Source organism: Lentzea atacamensis (genome assembly GCF_003269295.1).
GTDB lineage: Bacteria > Actinomycetota > Actinomycetes > Mycobacteriales > Pseudonocardiaceae > Lentzea > Lentzea atacamensis.
Genome location: NZ_QLTT01000017.1, coordinates 1 through 16,501, shown reverse-complemented (window position 1 = coordinate 16,501; position 16,501 = coordinate 1). Strand labels below are relative to the sequence as shown.

General features: G+C 68.6%; 14 protein-coding genes. 4 read left to right on the top strand and 10 right to left on the bottom strand.

The window, feature by feature from the left end; genetic code table 11:
* Window positions 1–6: 6 nt before the first annotated feature.
* The 3 genes from C8D87_RS43560 to C8D87_RS43550 are packed head-to-tail and all read right to left on the bottom strand — an operon-like array spanning window position 7 to window position 3,042.
* Window positions 7–747 carry a glycosyltransferase family 2 protein gene (locus C8D87_RS43560; protein WP_109630533.1) on the bottom strand — a complete coding sequence of 247 codons (741 nt, stop codon included), beginning with the start codon at window positions 745–747 and terminating at the stop codon, window positions 7–9.
* A gap of 10 nt (window positions 748–757) precedes the next feature.
* Window positions 758–2,017 carry a lipopolysaccharide biosynthesis protein gene (locus C8D87_RS43555; RefSeq protein WP_109630530.1) on the bottom strand — a complete coding sequence of 420 codons (1,260 nt, stop codon included), beginning with the start codon at window positions 2,015–2,017 and terminating at the stop codon, window positions 758–760.
* Window positions 2,014–3,042 carry a glycosyltransferase family 2 protein gene (locus C8D87_RS43550; protein WP_233439135.1) on the bottom strand — a complete coding sequence of 343 codons (1,029 nt, stop codon included), beginning with the start codon at window positions 3,040–3,042 and terminating at the stop codon, window positions 2,014–2,016. The genes C8D87_RS43555 and C8D87_RS43550 overlap by 4 nt, the downstream gene beginning before the upstream one ends.
* A 52-nt stretch (window positions 3,043–3,094) precedes the next feature.
* On the opposite strand from C8D87_RS43550, the gene C8D87_RS43545 reads away from it, so the two are divergent.
* Window positions 3,095–4,192, top strand: a complete 1,098-nt coding sequence (locus C8D87_RS43545; protein WP_112232435.1) for a UDP-N-acetylglucosamine 2-epimerase — start codon at window positions 3,095–3,097, stop codon at window positions 4,190–4,192.
* Window positions 4,193–4,260: 68 nt separating this feature from the next.
* On the opposite strand, the gene C8D87_RS43540 is transcribed toward C8D87_RS43545, so the two are convergent.
* The 3 genes from C8D87_RS43540 to C8D87_RS43530 are packed head-to-tail and all read right to left on the bottom strand — an operon-like array spanning window position 4,261 to window position 8,263.
* On the bottom strand, window positions 4,261–6,177 hold the full coding sequence (locus tag C8D87_RS43540) for a DUF6541 family protein (protein WP_109630522.1): 1,917 nt from the start codon (window positions 6,175–6,177) through the stop codon (window positions 4,261–4,263).
* A gap of 20 nt (window positions 6,178–6,197) precedes the next feature.
* Complete coding sequence (locus C8D87_RS43535; RefSeq protein WP_109630520.1) at window positions 6,198–7,169, bottom strand: Gfo/Idh/MocA family protein; 972 nt, start codon at window positions 7,167–7,169, stop codon at window positions 6,198–6,200.
* Entirely contained in the window at window positions 7,166–8,263 is a 1,098-nt protein-coding gene (locus tag C8D87_RS43530; protein ID WP_109630517.1) for a DegT/DnrJ/EryC1/StrS family aminotransferase, read from the bottom strand. Before C8D87_RS43530 ends, C8D87_RS43535 begins: the two co-directional genes overlap by 4 nt.
* A gap of 125 nt (window positions 8,264–8,388) precedes the next feature.
* Between C8D87_RS43530 and C8D87_RS43525 the strand changes: the two genes are divergently transcribed.
* A complete protein-coding gene (locus C8D87_RS43525; RefSeq protein WP_109630514.1) occupies window positions 8,389–9,093 on the top strand; it encodes an acyl-ACP--UDP-N-acetylglucosamine O-acyltransferase family protein in 705 nt (234 codons plus the stop codon).
* On the opposite strand, the gene C8D87_RS43520 is transcribed toward C8D87_RS43525, so the two are convergent.
* The gene (locus C8D87_RS43520; RefSeq protein ID WP_233442570.1) at window positions 9,090–9,893 is read right to left on the bottom strand and encodes an HAD family hydrolase; all 804 of its coding nucleotides are present in this window, start codon (window positions 9,891–9,893) and stop codon (window positions 9,090–9,092) included. The two genes, C8D87_RS43525 and C8D87_RS43520, sit on opposite strands and share 4 nt — an antisense overlap.
* Before the next feature lie 71 nt (window positions 9,894–9,964).
* Here C8D87_RS43520 and C8D87_RS43515 point away from each other — a divergent pair, with 71 nt between their 5' ends.
* On the top strand, window positions 9,965–10,846 hold the full coding sequence (locus C8D87_RS43515) for an LLM class flavin-dependent oxidoreductase (RefSeq protein WP_109630512.1): 882 nt from the start codon (window positions 9,965–9,967) through the stop codon (window positions 10,844–10,846).
* A gap of 32 nt (window positions 10,847–10,878) precedes the next feature.
* A complete protein-coding gene (lhgO, locus tag C8D87_RS43510; protein ID WP_112232433.1) occupies window positions 10,879–12,054 on the top strand; it encodes an L-2-hydroxyglutarate oxidase in 1,176 nt (391 codons plus the stop codon).
* Window positions 12,055–12,161: 107 nt separating this feature from the next.
* Here lhgO and C8D87_RS43505 read toward each other — a convergent pair whose 3' ends face one another.
* The 3 genes from C8D87_RS43505 to serS form a co-directional block, all read right to left on the bottom strand.
* Complete coding sequence (locus C8D87_RS43505; RefSeq protein ID WP_170166802.1) at window positions 12,162–13,508, bottom strand: FG-GAP repeat domain-containing protein; 1,347 nt, start codon at window positions 13,506–13,508, stop codon at window positions 12,162–12,164.
* A 32-nt stretch (window positions 13,509–13,540) separates the two neighbouring features.
* On the bottom strand, window positions 13,541–14,875 hold the full coding sequence (locus C8D87_RS43500; RefSeq protein ID WP_109630501.1) for an FG-GAP repeat domain-containing protein: 1,335 nt from the start codon (window positions 14,873–14,875) through the stop codon (window positions 13,541–13,543).
* Window positions 14,876–15,005: 130 nt separating this feature from the next.
* A complete protein-coding gene (gene serS, locus C8D87_RS43495; protein WP_112232429.1) occupies window positions 15,006–16,259 on the bottom strand; it encodes a serine--tRNA ligase in 1,254 nt (417 codons plus the stop codon).
* Window positions 16,260–16,501 lie beyond the last annotated feature (242 nt).

The window sequence follows — 16,501 nt, the reverse complement described above, 5'->3', positions numbered from 1 at the left end:
AGCCTCCTAAGCGGCTTCGAAGGAACCGGTCTTGGGCTTGCGGCGAACGAGAGCGAGCGTCAGCGCCAGGGTGGCCCGCAGCAGGTAGACGGCGGACTTCACGGGCGACGTGCTCGGCGTACCGCCGGCGCGCACGCGCATTTCGACGGGAACCTGCACGATCTTCAGATCGGCCCGTGCCGCCATGACGAGCGCTTCCAGCGTGTCACCGAGGTACTCCGCCGGGTAATGGGCGGCGAACAGGCGCACAGCACGCGGACCGGACGCCTTGAACCCCGACGTGACGTCGGTGAGCTTCGTGCCGGAGATCGCCGAGATCACCACGGCGAAGAGCTTCATGGCCCAGCGGCGCGGGCCGCGGGCCTTGTAGTCGCCCTTGCCCGCGAACCGGGCGCCGATGACGATGTCCGCGCGGTCCAGTTCGCGCAGCAGCTCGGGCACGTGCGCGGGGTTGTGCTGGCCGTCGGAGTCCACCTGGACCACGACGTCGAAGCCGTTGCGCACGGCGTAGCGGAACCCGGTGCGCATCGCGCCGCCGACACCGAGGTTGACCGCGAGGCGCGCCACCCTGGCGCCGCTCTCACGGGCACGCAGCGAGGTCTGGTCCGTGGAACCGTCGTCCACGACCAGCACGCCGGCGTCCGGCAGTGCGGCCTTCACCTCGGCGATGACCTTCTCGATGTTGTGCTCCTCGTTCAGGGCGGGAAGCACGATGAGCACTCGTCGCAGGTCGACAGAGTCAGACACGTCGAGGAGCCTAACCAGTGGTGGTTTCAGCGCGAACACCAGGCCGCAGCACGAAAGCGATGGCCACGAAAGCACCGATGGTCGGCGCGATCACCAGACCGAGCACGGCACGCAACACCAGGTCACCGGGCGCGAACGTCAGCACCAGCACGCTCAGTGCCGCGACGATCGCCCACAGAAGAAGGACTTTGCCGCCCTCGGTGCGTGCGACCAGCACCGCGGCAAGCAGCATCACGGCGCCGAGCAGCACGGACGACCACACGAGACCTGCGACGACCCAGCCGGGAACGTCGTACTTGGCGCTGAAGAGCAGCTGGACGACCCACGGGCCGATGAGCCAGCCGAAGGCCGCACCGACCGCCGCGAGCCCGAACGCGGCAGCTGAACCTTTGACCAACAGGCCACGAAGCTTTCCGTGCCCGTCCTCGTCCTGAGAGAGCCGCACGACCGTAGGCACCGCCATCGCCTGCACCGGCGACAACAGCAGCAGCGGGATGCGGGCCACGCTCAGCGCGAGGAACAGGCCGCCGAGCGCTTCGAGCTCCTCCTTGCTGGAGGCGAAGAGCTTCACGATCGCCGGGTAGCCGGTCAGCACCGACGCGGTGAGGCCGGCACTGAGCATCAGCACCAGGATCCGCCTGCCCACGACGCCCCACGGTTCGGCGTCACCGGTCAGGTCGAGGTGCTTGCCCGCCCGCACGCCGAACGGCAGGAAGGCGAACGAACCGGCGGCGACCGCGATCGCGAGCGGCACCACACCGTTGAGCCCGAGCAGGAGGAACAGCCCGAGCAGCACGATCCGCACGGCCGCCTCGGTGACGACCAGGCCACCGAAGGACTTCGCCTCGTGGAAACCGATGAGCGTGCCTCTGGTGCCGAACTGCACGGCGAACGCGAGACCGGAGGCCAGGGCGACGAGCGCGAGCACGGTGTACTCGCCGAAGAGCCTCTCGCTCACCGGAGGCAGCGCGACGAGGAGCCCGAACAACCCCACGGCCGCCGCCGCGACCGCGACCGTGCGCACCGCGGTCGCGGTGACGCGCTTGCCCGCCACGTCGGCCACCGCCGCGAGGCGCGACAGCTCCTGTTCGACCGGTGCGAGCGTGCTGCCGACGCCGAAGACGATGCCCCAGAACGTGAGGAAGACCGCGGTATCCGCTTCGGACAGGACGCGGCCGGTCACGATCAGGATCGGATAGCCGAGCCCCGCCGCGATCAGCACCGCGATTCCGACGGTGCCGAGCGATCTGCCGGCGGTCTTCCCGCTCACTTCGACAGTGCCTTCTTCAGCGCGAGGAACAGGCCGCGCACCACGCCGGAGCCGAAACTCGCGGCGAAGACCGGCAGCAGCTTGGTCACGGCCAGCGCCTGGCCCTTGGACGCACCGGCCTTGCGGGCCACCGCACCCGCCGCGACCATGCCCAGCAGGACGAGCACGAGTGCCGTCTTCGGGAACTTCGCCGCGATCACGAGCCCGACGACGCCGACAGCCATCGCGGCGAACAACGCGTTGCGGGCGGGGCCGGGCGAGTCGAGGTAGCTGTCGACGAACGTGGTGCCGCGGAAGTACGCGTGCTTCACGAACTTCTTGAACGAGTCGCGGCTGTTGTAGGTGGCGGCGAACTCCGGCGTCAGGTGGATGTTCTCGCGCTCGGCGATCCACCGCAGCATGCGCGTGTCGTCACTGGCGAGCTTCACGTCGTCGAAGAGGGACTCGAACGACCGCGCCGCGGCCTCGAGCAGCTCGCGCGGCGCACAGAAGAAGCCGGTGCCCTTGGGGTAGACGTCGAACTCGTCCGCGCCGAACGACACCAGGCGCGGGTTCGCCATGTAGCGCCGCCAGCCGATCGCGACCAGCCCGGCCCAGAACCCGCCGTAGGGGTTGCCGTCGGTGCTGACGTTGATGTGCCCGTTCCACACCTTGCGTTCCGGGTGCCGCAGGAACTGGTCCTTCAGGAACCCGAAGGCGTCCGGCTCGATGATGACGCGGGCGTCCAGCAGCAGGATGCGCTCGCCACTGGCGGCGCGGATGCCCGCCTGGCGCGCGGCGAAGCGGCCCGCGTTCTCCTGGCTCACCACGGTGATGCCGAACTGCCCGGTGAGCTCGACGAGGCGCTTCGGCGTGCCGTCGGTGCTGCCGTCGTCGACCACCACGATCTCGGCGGGCCAACCGGCACGGTCGAGCGACGTCGTCAGCGCCTCGATCGAGCGGCCGATCCAGTCCTGCTCGTTGTAGACCGGGATGACAATGCTGAGGCTGGGGACGTCGGGGAGGGATTTGCTCCGGCTCGTCACACCTGACAGTATCCAGGCGGTCCGTTGATCCCGAGCCTCAGGGGTCCTTCCCGTGATCGCCTTCATCGCAGGTACCACCGCTGAACTCATCAAGGTGGCACCCGTCTACCACGCGCTCGTCGCCCGCGGCACGAAGCCGCTGCTGTGGTTCACCGCCCAGCACTTCGACGAGGTCGCCGACGTTCTCGAAGACCTCCAGCTGCCGGAGCCGGACCTGTGGCTGGTGCCGCGGGGCAAGGCCCGCAACCTGGAGACCCCCAAGCAGGTTCCCGGCTGGGCGCTCTCCGTCGCGCAGACCGCGTGGAGCCAGCGCAAGGAGCTGCGCCGGTCGCTCACCACGGACGGCAAGCCCGGTCTCGTGGTCGTCCACGGCGACACCTTCACCACCCCGTACGGCAGCCTCATCGCCCGCCGCCTGCTCGGTGCCCGCGTGGCCCACGTCGAGGCCGGCATGCGCTCGGGCAGCCTGCTCTCGCCGCTGCCGGAAGAGCTCAACCGTCGCATTGCGACGAAGCTCACGGACGTCCACTTCGCACCGTCGCAGAACGAGGTCGACAACCTCCGCGGCGCCCGCGGCGTCGTGGTGAACACCGGCGCCAACACCGTCATCGACGCGATGCGCCTCGCGATCAACGCGAACACGACCGAGGACCTCCCCGAGGAGTTCGGCCTCGCCACGCTGCACCGCTTCGAGCTCGTGTCCCGCACGGACAAGTTCCGCGAGGCGCTGGAGCTGTTGAAGAAGGCCAGCGAGAAGACCCCGATGCTCTACCTCGCCGGTGCACCGGAGCGGGAGCGCATCGAGCGGCACGGCTGGGGCCACCTGTTCGACGGCGAGCGCTTCATCATGCGTCCCAAGAAGCGCTACCTGCAGTTCCTGCCGATCCTGGCGCGCGCCAAGTTCGTCGTCACCGACTCCGGTGGTCTGCAGCAGGAGTGCTCCTACATCGGCATGCCGTGCGCGATCCACCGCGAGCGCACCGAGACCAAGCAGGGCCTCGGCCAGAACATCGTGCTGACCGGCATGGAGACCGCGAAGCTCGAGAAGTTCCTCGGTGAGTACGAGTCGCTGCGCCGTCCGTCCATCATGGAGAAGTACCACCCGAGCGAGATCATCGCCGACACGCTGGCGCAGCTCGGTTACGTGTAAGTCCTCTGAGGACGAAAAGGGGGCCCGCCGATGGCGGGCCCCCTTTTGACTGTCCTGTCAGCGCGCGGTCAGGAGGTCTGACCGGTGCCGGGCTCCACGAACTCGTAGATGGTGGCCTGCGGGTTCTCGTACACCTTCCGCACCTCGGGCAGCCTCTCCAGGGCCATCAACCCCGGCGCGGGCCTCGAGTTCGACCGCACGTAACCCGCCCCGACGACGATGTACTTCACACCGAGGGCGTTGATCGCTTTGCGGACGTCCGGGTTCTTGTCGATCTCCTGCAGGTGCCACGTGATCTGTCCGGCGCTGGTCTTCTCGTCGGCGCCGTAGAACGTCCACTCCACGGGCTTGACGCCGGCCAGCGCGTACATCCACACGGAGCCGTCCAGCCGGTCGTTGGCGACCGGGCGGTCCTTGGAGTGCTCGGCGAGCCACTTGTAGGCCTCGCGCTCGCCCCTGGTGACGGTCGCGCCCTCGTTGTTGGTCTCTGACAGGCGCTCCGCGTTGCGGCCGATGTAGGCGCCCTTGCCCAGCAGGCCGAGCACGAGGACGCCGACGACACCGATCGCGACGGGCGCGGCGAACGCGGCTCGCTGCGCACTGACGCGGGAGCCGAGCTTCGCGGTCAGGCCGGTGGCGACGGTGTGGCCGAGCTCGCCCACGGCGATGGCGCCGGCGAGGGGCAGCAGGGCCGCGAAACGCCAGGCGTCGTTGTAGAACGGGCCGCTGAGCATGTTGACCAAGGAGTTGTTCAGCGAGGCGGTGCCGGCGTACATGGCGCCGAACACGACGTAGGCGGCGATGATCCACGGTAGGCGCCGGTGCTTGATCATCAGCACGACGCCCGTGATCGCGGCGATGCCGAGGAACCACTGCGGGTACCGGACGACCGGGGAGAACAGCAGCGTCTGGCCGATGCCCTCCGCGGGTGACGCGAACTCGTCCCACTGCGCGCCGGTCACGCCGGCGGACTGCACGAGGGCCGGCATCATGACCGGGATGACGGCGAGGAGGCCGAGCCCCGCGGTGAGGGCGAGCGGCTTCCAGCTCGTGCGCCAGTCGATCGGCTCCAGCTTGAAGGCCAGGGCCAGGATCAGCATCGCGAGGTAGACGAAGGCGATGAACACGAGGCTCGTGTGCAGGCCGGTGAGGCCGGCGACCGCGAGCGCGAGGCCGAGCGGGCCGGTCAGGCCGCGCGTGGTCAGCACCTTGCGGGCGATGGCCACCGTGGCGGGCACCAGGGCGACGCCGGCGACGTAGGGCCACAACGGACCGCGCCACAGCGAGTCGTACGGGAACGCGGTGAACCACGTCGAGACGGCGGCGGCGATCGCGGCGCCGAGCGGCGGCATGCGCCACGCGAGCGCGAGCGCCGCGATGCCCAGCGGCCACGCGAGGATCACCGAGAGCGCGGCGAGGTTCAGCAGCTCCGGCATGCCCGCCACCTTGTCGAGCAGCGGGGCGAGCAGCGCGTGGTAGGTGTTGGGGTAGAAGTACTTCGTGCCGGCCGGCAGGTTCGCGATCGGTGCCAGCGCGGACGGCAGCGCGGTGGCGTGCTCGGACATCCACCGGATGGCGTTGCCGTGGAACGGCGCGTCCCAGTCCTGGTTGATCGTGCTCAGCGTGCCGCCGATGCCGCGCAGGAACGTCGCGGCGCCCACCGCCATGCCGAGCACGACGCCACCGAGGACGACGAGGTTCTCGCCGAGCGAGCGCTTCGGCTCCTCGATCAGCGGCTCACCACCGGTGCGGCGGGCGACGAGCCACGTCACCACGCCGACCACGGCCGCCAGCACCACTGTCCACAGCGCCACCGTCAGCAGGTTCCACGGGATGCCCAGGTTGCCGAGCACCAGCGTACCGAGCGCGACGGTGCCGAAGGTGAGCACCGGCGCCGCAGCCGCGAGGGTCCAGCCTCTCAGCCGCAGCGCGAGCCCGACCGCGAGGCCGGGCAGGATGAACGCCAGAACGACGAATGCACCCATCAGAAGTCAGTTCCTCGAGTTCAGCCGGCAACCGCGGCGGACTTCGCCTTGACCTCGGCGACGGCGCGGTGCGAGGGCAGGATGCGGCGGCGCTCGTCCTCGGCGTCCAGCTTGCCCGCGATGAGGTCGAGGAAACGGTCGAGCTGGGTCGCGAGCGGCTCGCGCGCGGTGACCAGCTCGGGGATCTCGATGACGGTCTGCTGGCGGTAGCCGCGGCCATCGGGGTCCGAGTCGTGCGAGATGTGCTTGTAGATCGTCACATCCCTGCGCAGCAGGTCGACCTCGATCGAGCGGTCCAGCTCCTGGATCGTGAGGGACCGGATCTTGCGCTGGCCGATGCGGCTCGCGGACACCGTGGCGATGCCGCCGGACGGGAACGTGAGCAGCGTGTCGACGACGTCCTCCGCGCCCGGCACCGACGACGGGTGGAACTGCGCGACACCGGCGGACACGCGCTCCGGCTCGGCACCGCCGAAGCACTGGATGGCGAGGTCGACGTCGTGCACCAGCAGGTCCCACGCCACACCGGTGAGGATGCGCGGCGCGTACGGCGAGTGCCGGATCGCGGAGACGTACACCGGCTCGTTGATCAGGCCGAGCGCCGTCATCACGGCCGGGTTGTAGCGCTCCAGCAGGCCGCACATGACCGGCAGGCCCTTGGCCTCCGAGGTCGCGAGGACCTCCTCGGTCTGCTCCAGCGAGGCGCACACCGGCTTCTCGACCAGCAGCGGCTTGTTCTTCGCGAGCACCTCGAGCGCGAGCCCGTGGTGGGTCTCGGTGCTGGAGGCGAGGACCACCGCGTCGATGCCGTCGAGGTCGCCCATCTCCGGCGCCCACGTGGTCTCGAACTTGTCGGCGGCGGCCTTGCCGACGTCCTCGCGCGGATCGACGATCAGCGCGAGCTCGGCCCGCTCGGACTGCGCGGTCACGCGGGCGTGCAGCGAGCCCATCGTGCCGACGCCGATGACGGCGATGCGGGGAAGGCTGCTCATGCGCCCAGCACCTCGCGAACCGTCGTGATGATCGTGTCGAGGTCGGCGTCGGTGAGCTTCGGGTGCACCGGCAGCGACAGGGCCTGGCGCGCCACGCGCTCGGCGACCGGCACGTCCGAGGCGATGACCTTCGGGTTGTCCCGGTAGCAGTCGTAGTCAAACACCGTCTTCGGGTAGTAGATCCCGTTGCCGATGCCCTTCTCGGTCAGCTTCGCGGCGAACTCGTCGCGGCTGATCGGGGCGTCGTCGGTGATCAGCACGGTGTACTGGTGCCACACGTGCGTGCGGCCCGGCAGCACCTGCGGCAGCTTGAGGCCCTTCACGCCGGCGAGCCCCTTGTTCAGGGCCTCGGCGTTGGCCTGGCGCGCCTTGGTGATCTCGCCGAGGCTCTCCAGCTGCGGGATGCCGATCGCGGCGTGGATGTCGGTCATCCGGTAGTTGTGACCGGCGACCTCGTACTGGTAGCGCTGCCGCATGCCCTGGTTGCGCAGGACGCGCAGGCGGTCCGCGAGCGTGTCGTCCGACGTCGTGATGACGCCACCCTCGGCGGTGGTGATGTTCTTGGTCGCGTAGAGCGAGAAGCAGCCGAGGCCGAAGCTGCCGGACGGGCGGCCCTCGTAGGTGGCGCCGACGGCCTGCGCGGAGTCCTCGACCAGCTTCAGGCCGTGCTCCTCGACGACGGGCATGATCTTGCCCATGTCGGCCATCTGCCCGTAGAGGTGCACCGGCATGAGCACCTTGGTGTTCGGGGTGACGGCTGCCGCGACCTCGTCCGCGTCGATGTTGAAGTCGTCCTCGCGGATGTCCGCGAACCGCGCGGTCGCACCAGCCTCGAGAATCGCGTTCAACGTCGCCACGAACGTGAACGGCGAGGTGATGACCTCGTCCCCCGGCTGCAGGTCCAGAACCTGCAGGGAGGCAACGAGCGCAGTGGTCCCGTTGTTCACCGCCACGGCGTGCGGAACGCCCGCGACGCCCGCGAAGGCGTCCTCGAAACGCTTCACCATCGGGCCCTGCGCGATGGCTCCCGAGCGCAGCACCTGTACCACCAGCTGCTCGGCAGCGGCGACGTCAACAACAGTAATCGGGATCATTCAGCAGTCTCTCGCCTTCGGGGATCTCCACCGGCGCGGCCGGTACAGTGCTTGGGCCTGCACGCGGGGCTTCACGGTACCCGTACGGGCTAAGTCGCCTGTCCCCACCTCCTGATCGGACGCTCGTGGTCAACCACATCCATCGCAGTGCTGTTGTCGGTGACGGCGTCGAGCTCGGCGACGGCATCACCATCGGTCCGGGTGCCGTCGTGCTCGGTCCGTGCGTCGTGGAGGACGGTGCGTGGATCGGCCCCGGCTGCGTCATCGGCACCCCGCCGGAGATCACCTCGGCCGAGCACAACCGGGCGTGGGACGGCGACCTGACGCACGCCGGCGTGCACATCGGCGCGCGAGCGGTGATCCGCGAGCTGAGCACTGTCCACCAGGGCTCGTACCGGGCGACGACCATCGGCGCCGACTCGTGGCTGCTCAACCGGGTGTACGTGGCGCACGACGGCCTGATCGGTGCGGGCGTGACGCTCTCGGCCGGTGTGTCGCTGGGCGGGCACGTCCAGATCGGTGACCGGGTCAACGTGGGCATGAACGCGGCCGTGCACCAGCGCCGCGTGATCGGCACCGGCGCGATGGTCGGGATGAACACGCCGGTGTCGAAGGACGTGCCGCCGTTCGCCCGCGCCTACGGCAGCCCGATCCGGCTGAACGGCGTGAACTCGGTCGGCATGAGCCGCTCCGGCATCTCCGACGCGGCCATCACCGCGCTCGCCGAGGCCTACGCGGCGGGTCGCCTGCCCGCGGAGATCCCCGCGGAGCTGGAGATCGCCTTCAAGTGGTGGGCCGAGGTCGAGCCGGCGAAGCCTCTCGTGGCCTAGAACCAGCGTTCCAGCACCATCGCGACGCCGTCCTCGGAGTTCGGGCCGGTGACCTCGTCCGCGGCGGCCCGAGCGGCCTCGTGGCCGTTGGCCATGGCCACTCCGTGCCCCGCCCAGCCGAGCATCTCGACGTCGTTCGGCATGTCCCCGAACGCGATGACGTGCTCGCGGTCGACGCCGAACCGTTCCGCGACGTCAGCCAGCCCGGACGCCTTCGTGACGCCGTGGACGGAGGCCTCGATCAGGCCGTTGTTCGTGGAGAAGGTGAGGTCGACCTCGCCGTGCAGCACCTCGTTGATCGCGGCCGCCATCTCCGCGCTGGTCATGGCCCGGTGCCTGATCAGCAGCTTGGTCGCGGGGTGGCCGAGCGTCTCGGCGCGGGTGAGGCCGCTGTGCGGGCCCTCGGGCCACGGGTGGGTGTAGCTGAGTTCGGCGACGAACGTTCTGTCGTCCTTCGGCGTGCCGACGAGCTCCACCGCGTACGTGCAGTCGTCCAGCACGCTGTCGACGGCGGACACGATGTCGTGCAGCTGCACCGGGCTGAGTGTGCGCGCCCAGACGATCTCGTCGCGGCCGATGTCGTAGAGCACCGCACCGTTCGCGCAAACAGCGAGCCCGTCGAGGCCGGCCTCCTCCGCGATCCGCGGGATCCAGCGCGGCGGCCTGCCGGTCGCGAGCACGAACGGCACACCGGCCGCGAGCACGCGTGCGACCACCTGTGCGGTGCGCGGGCTCACCGTCTCCTGAGGGTTGAGCAGGGTTCCATCGACGTCGGAGGCGACCAGGCGCGGCTGTTCCACACCGTCATCTTGCCTTCTCGACTACGCGAGCCAAGTTCGTAAGCAGCTGAACAGCTGGTTACCTTACGTGCGTGCGCGTAGGCATCGTGATTCTCCCGGAGCACCGCTGGTGGATCGCCGAACCCAAGTGGCGCGCGGCCGAGGAGTACGGGTTTCACCACGCGTGGACCTACGACCACCTCGGCTGGCGCACCCTGGTCGACGGTCCCTGGTTCGGCGCTGTCCCGACCCTGACAGCAGCCGCGCTGGTCACCTCGCGCATCAGACTCGGCACGTTCGTCGCGAGCCCGAACTTCCGTCACCCGGTGCCGTTCGCCCGTGAGCTGCTGGCGGTCGACGACGTGTCGGACGGACGGTTCACGCTCGGCGTCGGCGCAGGTGGGGACGGTTACGACACGGTCGTGACGGGGTCGAAGCCGTTGCTGCCGCGCGATCGGACGGCCCGGTTCCGCGAGTTCGTCGAGCTGCTCGACCAACTGCTGATCAAGGACCGCACGTCGTGGAGCGGGGAGTTCTTCTCGGCCGAGGAGGCCCGCAGCGCACCCGGTTGCGTGCAGCGGCCGCGGCTGCCGTTCGTGGTCGCCGCGAACGGGCCCAAGGCGATGGCCGTGGCGGCCAGGTTCGGGCAGGGGTGGGTCACCACCGGACCGCCGACCGAGGACGTCGATGCGTGGTGGCAGGGCGTGGCGCAGCTCTCCGAACAGTTCACTGAGACGTTGGCCACGCAGGGCCGCACGTCGCGGGTCAACAGGTACCTGAACCTCGACTCGTCGCCGGTGTACTCGCTGTCGAGCGTCGAGTGCTTCGTCGACGCCGTGGGCAGGGCTGCTGAGCTGGGCTTCACCGACGTCGTGGCGCACTGGCCGCGGCACGACGGCATCTACATGGGCAGTGAGCAGGTGGTCGAGGACGTCGCCGCCGAGGTGCTGCCGACGCTCGATCGGCACCTGTAACGGCGGACGGCCGGAAACTAGATTCCGTCACTGTGCGCTCAGTTGTGGTGATCGGTGGCGGAATCGTGGGGCTCGCGGTGGCGGCCGAGCTGGCCTCACGCGGCGATCGCGTGACGGTGCTCGAGAAGGAGAAGCGCTGGGGCGCCCACCAGACGGGCCACAACTCGAACGTCGTGCACGCCGGCCTCTACTACAAGCCGGGATCGCTGAAGGCGCGGATGTCCGTCGCGGGCAACGCGTCCATGGTCGCCTTCGCCCGCGAGCACGGCGTGCCGGTCGACGTGTGCGGCAAGCTCGTGGTCGCGACCTCGGAGGACGAGCTCCCCAGGCTGCACGACCTCGCGGCGCGCGCGGAGGCGAACGGCGTCCCGGCGAAACTGATCTCGGCCTCCGAGGCGCGCGAGTACGAGCCCGAGGTGTCGTGCGTCGCGGCGTTGCGTGTGGAGAGCACGGCAATCATCGACTTCCCCGCGGTGTGCTCCGCGCTGGTGGACTTGCTGTCATCGCACGACCTGCGTCTGCAGTCGCCCGCGCTGGCGATCCGTTCTGCTTCTGGCGGCGTGGAGGTGGCGACGCCGCAGGGCGTGATCCGGGCGGACGCGCTGGTGAACTGCGCCGGCCTGCACAGCGACCGCGTGGCGCGACTGGCCGGGCTGACGCCGTCCGCGCGCATCGTGCCGTTCCGCGGTGAGTACTTCGAGCTGCGCCGCACGTCCCTGGTCCGCGGCCTGATCTACCCGGTGCCGGACCCGACGCTGCCGTTCCTCGGCGTACACCTGACCCGCATGCTCGACGGCAGCGTGCACTGCGGCCCGAACGCCGTGCTGGCACTGCGCCGCGAGGGCTACCGCTGGCGCGACATCTCGCTGGCAGACCTCGCCGACGTCGCCCGCTTCCCCGGCACGTGGCGGCTCGCCCGCAAGTACGCCCGCACCGGCGCCGAGGAGGTCCTTCGCTCGCTGTCACGCAAGCGGTTCGCGGCCTCGTTGGCGCGGCTCGTGCCCGCCGTGCGCGAGGACGACCTGGTGCGCGCGGAGGCGGGCGTGCGGGCGCAGGCGATGCTGCCGGACGGGTCACTGGTCGACGACTTCCTGATCGAGATGGCGACGCGCCAGGTGCACGTGTTGAACGCGCCTTCACCGGCCGCAACGGGTTCACTGGAGATCGCCAAGTACGTCGCCGACCGCCTGACCAACTCGATGGAGTGACACCAGCCCAAAGATCGGCACGGTGGTGGCGGGCTGGCTGACATTGCTTTCAGTCCTCATGACACCGCGCAGGGCCGGACGAGTGTCCGGCCCTGCGCGGTGTCATGTCAGACGATCGCCCTGTGGCTGGCCCAATGGGCGCCGTTCCACATCGGGCCGCCCCAGCCGAGGCCGCCCGCGCCGTTGCCGGCGTAGTAGGCGAGGTTGCCGTCGGCATCGATACCGGCGACATCGGTCTTGCTGTCACCGTTGTAGTCGGCGGCCGTGATGAGGCGCTGTCCGGCCCAGTGCCCCGTCCCGCTCATCGCGTTGCTGTAGCCGAGCCCACCCGCACCGTTACCGGCGTACAACTCCATCGTGCCCTCAGCCGAAATCGCGGCGATGTCCGTCTTGCCGTCACCGTTGAAATCACCCGCAGCGATGGCCTTCTGTCCGGCCCAGTGCCCCGTCCCGCTCATCGCGTTGCTGTAGCCGAGCCCACCCGCACCATTGCCGGCGTACAACTCCATCGTGCCCTCAGCCGAAATCGCGGCGATGTCCGTCTTGCCGTCACCGTTGAAATCGCCCGCAGCGATGGCCTTCTGTCCGGCCCAGTGCCCCGTCCCGCTCATCGCATTCGAGTAACCGAGGTCGCCTGCACCATTACCGGTGTAGAGCTCCATCGTGCCACTCGGCGAAACCGCAGCTATGTCAATCTTGGCGTCACCGTTGAAATCGCCTGCGGCCAGGAGGCGCTGCCCGATCCAATGCCCCTTGCCGCTCATGGCGTTGCCGTAGTTGACCCGCCCGGCACCGTCACCAACGAAGAGCACCATGGTGCCTTCCGGGTCGATCGCCGCGAGGTCGGTCTTGCCGTCGTTGTTGAAGTCGTGGCTGGACGGCTTGCCCATCCTGCTCCAGACGAAGTTCGCGATGATCGTCGCCTGGTCGAGACTGGCGCGGTAATTCGACCCGTCCGGGAACGCCGATTTCTGGATCTTTTGACAGATGGTCGGGATGTCACCCCCCTGCCACGCGTTGTTCGGGTAATGACCGTTCATCGCGTTGAGAAAGGCGTTCGTGGCGTAGGCCGGGTCGGTCAACTGTGCGGGCGTTCCCCAGCCCATGCTCGGCCGCTGCTGGAACAACCCCAGGCTGTCTGCGTCCTCGGCGACACTGATGTTGTCGAAGTGCGTCTCGGTGACAACGGTCGTGAATGCGATCTGTAGTGCACGCAGGTCAAGACCTCGAGACTTGACCTGCCGGGCAACCGCCCTGGCACACGACATCCGGTACCCGGTCATCCAGCTGATCTGAGCACGCAGCTGGCTCGCCAGTGAGTTGTCGTCAGCCGAGACTCCGGCAGAACTGCAGGGAGCGGTTGAGCGGGCAGATGCGGGCGCGGTGAGACCTAATACGAGAGCGCCGGCGACAGCGAACACAGCGGTGGCTTTGGTGAGCAGCGTCGAGTTCATTATCCCCCCTTGACGAATCGCGAGCACCGACATCACGCGAGCGCGCGGTGGTTGAGCCAGTGGGCGCCGTCCCACATCGGGCCGCCCCAACCCAGGCCTCCCGCACCATTTCCGGTGTAGTAGGCGAGGTTGCCGTCGGCATCGACGCCCGCGATGTCCATCTTTCCGTCGTTGTTGAAATCACCCGACGTGACAAACCGCTGACCGGCCCAGTGCCCCTTGCCACTCATCGCGTTGCCGTAACCGAGACCGCCCGCACCGTTACCGGTGAACAGAGCCATCGTGCCTTCGGAGTCGATACCGGCAATATCAGTCTTGCCGTCGCTGTTGAAGTCACCCGCGACAATCTTGGTGAAGCCGTTCCAGTGGCCGACACCGCTCATTGCGTTCGAATAACCGAGACCACCGGCTCCGTTACCGGTGTACAGCTCCATCGTGCCCTCTGCCGAAATTGCGGCGATGTCGGCCCTGCCGTCACCGTTGAAATCGCCCGCGGCAATCGCCTGCTGGCCCGCCCAGTGCCCGGCCCCGCTCATTACATTCGAATAACCGAGATCGCCCGCGCCGTTGCCGCTGTAGAGCTCCATCGTGCCGCTTGGCGAGACCGCGGCGATGTCGGCCTTTCCGTCCCCGTTGAAGTCACCTGTGCTCAGGAGCCGCTGCCCGATCCAATGCCCCTTGCCGCTCATGGCCTTGCCGTAGTTGACCCGCCCGGCACCGTTACCGACGAAGAGGACCATGGTGCCGTCGGGATCAATCGCGGCGATGTCGGCTCGGCCGTCGCTGTTGAAGTCCTTGAGCTTCGGAGGCGTCGGGGTCGGCGTCTCCTCCAGCACCTTGTGGTAGCGGCGCGGTTCGTAGCCGGCAGCGGTGCTCGCGGACCAGGTGCGTTCGACTGTCGGTGCGCCATTCGGCCCCGCCTGCTCGCGAACGACGGGCTGCGTCTTCGCGGCGTCGGCCCAACGGACGAAGAGTGCCACGTGGCCGTCGTTGAGCAGGGCGTCACCCGTGCGCAGGTCGGCGCGGTTGATCAGCGACGAGAAGTTCCGCAGGGTGAGAGTGGTCTCGGACCGGCCTAATCCCCAGATGAGCGAGACGTAGCCAGAGCAGTCGGTGCGGTAGCTCCCGTACTGGTTGGAGTAGCACGCTCCCTGGCTGTACGGGACGCGGGCGTCGATCCACGCCTGCGATCTGACGATCATCTGGCTGCGGGTCACACCGCCAGGAACGCCGATCTCCTGGCAGTAGAGCATCGCGTGGAAGTCATCGGTCTGAGGAGCTGGTGTGCCAGCGGCGGCAGCGGGTGCGGTGAACAGAGCGACAGTTGCAGCCGAGAGCAAAGCGGCAATGACTGTGTTGCGTGACATGTTGCCCCCTTCGGTGACGGAGAGTTCTTCTCTCGCACCAAAGAGTGGCGATCACGCCTTCAAGTCACCTCCAAGTCGGCTGCAGCCGCCCTTACAGGTCACTTACAGGCACAGGATGTAGGCAGCCTGACTACACCGGCTTGAGCACTTCCTGGCCGCCCATGAACGGACGCATGGCCACCGGGACGGTGACCGAGCCGTCGGCGTTCTGGTGGTTCTCCAGGATCGCGACGATCCACCGCGTGGTCGCCAGCGTGCCGTTCAACGTGGCGGCGATCTGCGACTTGCCGTTCTCGTCCCGGTAGCGCACGTTCAACCGGCGCGCCTGGAACGTGGTGCAGTTCGACGTCGAGGTCAGCTCGCGGTACTTCTGCTGCGTCGGCACCCACGCCTCGCAGTCGAACTTGCGGTGCGCCGACATGCCGAGGTCACCCGTGGCCGTGTCGATGACGCGGTAGGGCACCTCGATCTTGGCGAGCATCTCCTCCTCCCACGCGAGGAGCCTGGCGTGCTCGGCCTCGGCCTCCTCGGGGCGGACGTAGGAGAACATCTCGACCTTGTTGAACTGGTGCACGCGGATGATGCCGCGGGTGTCCTTGCCGTACGACCCGGCCTCGCGCCGGTAGCACGACGACCAGCCCGCGTACCGCTTCTCGCCGTCGATGATCTCGTCGGCGTGGTAACCGGCGAGCGGCACCTCCGACGTGCCGACGAGGTACAGGTCGTCGGCGGGCAGGTGGTAGATCTCGCTCGAGTGCGCGCCGAGGAAGCCGGTGCCCGCCATGATCTCCGGCCGCACCAGCGTCGGCGTGATCATGAGCTGGAAGCCGTTGGCCGTGGCCTGCTGCGCCGCCATGTTGAGCAGCGCGAGCTCCAGCTGCGCGCCGACACCCTTGAGGAAGTAGAACCGGCTGCCGCCGACCTTGGCGCCGCGCTCCATGTCGATCGCGCCGAGCTTCGTGCCCAGGTCCAGGTGGTCCTGCGGCTCGAAGTCGAACTGGCGCGGCTCGCCGACGGTCTTGAGGACCACGAAGTCGTCCTCGCCACCGACCGGCGCGTCCGGGTGCACCAGGTTCGGGATCTTGGCGAGGAGCTCGTTGACCTCCAAGGCGGTGGCGGCCTGCTCGGCCTCGGCGGCCTTCACCTCTGCGGCCAGGTCTTTGGCCTTGACGAGCAGGGCGTTGCGCTCGTCGCCCTTGGCCTTGCCGACCTCCTTGCCGAGGACCCGCTGCTCGGCGCGCAGGGTGTCCGCGCGGGAGATGGCGGTCCGCCGGCGCTCGTCAGCGGACAGCAGGGAGTCGACGACGCCCTCGTCCTCGCCACGGGCGCGCTGCGAAGCGCGCACGATCTCCGGGTTCTCGCGCAACACCTTGAGGTCAATCACCCGGAGAAGGGTAGTCCCCGTCCGTCACGTCCTTCACGCGGATATCCCGTTCGCGCTGTTCAACGAACACTCGTGGTGTCGACCACCCGGCACGCCGCAGGCGGGCTGCCTCCTCCCCGTTCCCAGGAAAGAAACAGCCCGCCTGAGGCTTGTTGGTTAGCTGATGGTGGTGGTGCCGATGTTGTACCAGCCTTTCCAGCCGTTGGTGGTGTCGCTGATGTAGGCGTAGGCGGCGTAGCCGC

Excerpts from the sequence above, each read along its gene's own strand:
- C8D87_RS43540 (WP_109630522.1), bottom strand. The coding sequence starts at position 6,177 with ATGGGTGCATTCGTCGTTCTGGCGTTCATCCTGCCCGGCCTCGCGGTC.
- C8D87_RS43535 (WP_109630520.1), bottom strand. The coding sequence starts at position 7,169 with ATGAGCAGCCTTCCCCGCATCGCCGTCATCGGCGTCGGCACGATGGGC.
- C8D87_RS43530 (WP_109630517.1), bottom strand. The coding sequence starts at position 8,263 with ATGATCCCGATTACTGTTGTTGACGTCGCCGCTGCCGAGCAGCTGGTG.
- C8D87_RS43505 (WP_170166802.1), bottom strand. The coding sequence starts at position 13,508 with ATGAACTCGACGCTGCTCACCAAAGCCACCGCTGTGTTCGCTGTCGCC.
- C8D87_RS43500 (WP_109630501.1), bottom strand. The coding sequence starts at position 14,875 with ATGTCACGCAACACAGTCATTGCCGCTTTGCTCTCGGCTGCAACTGTC.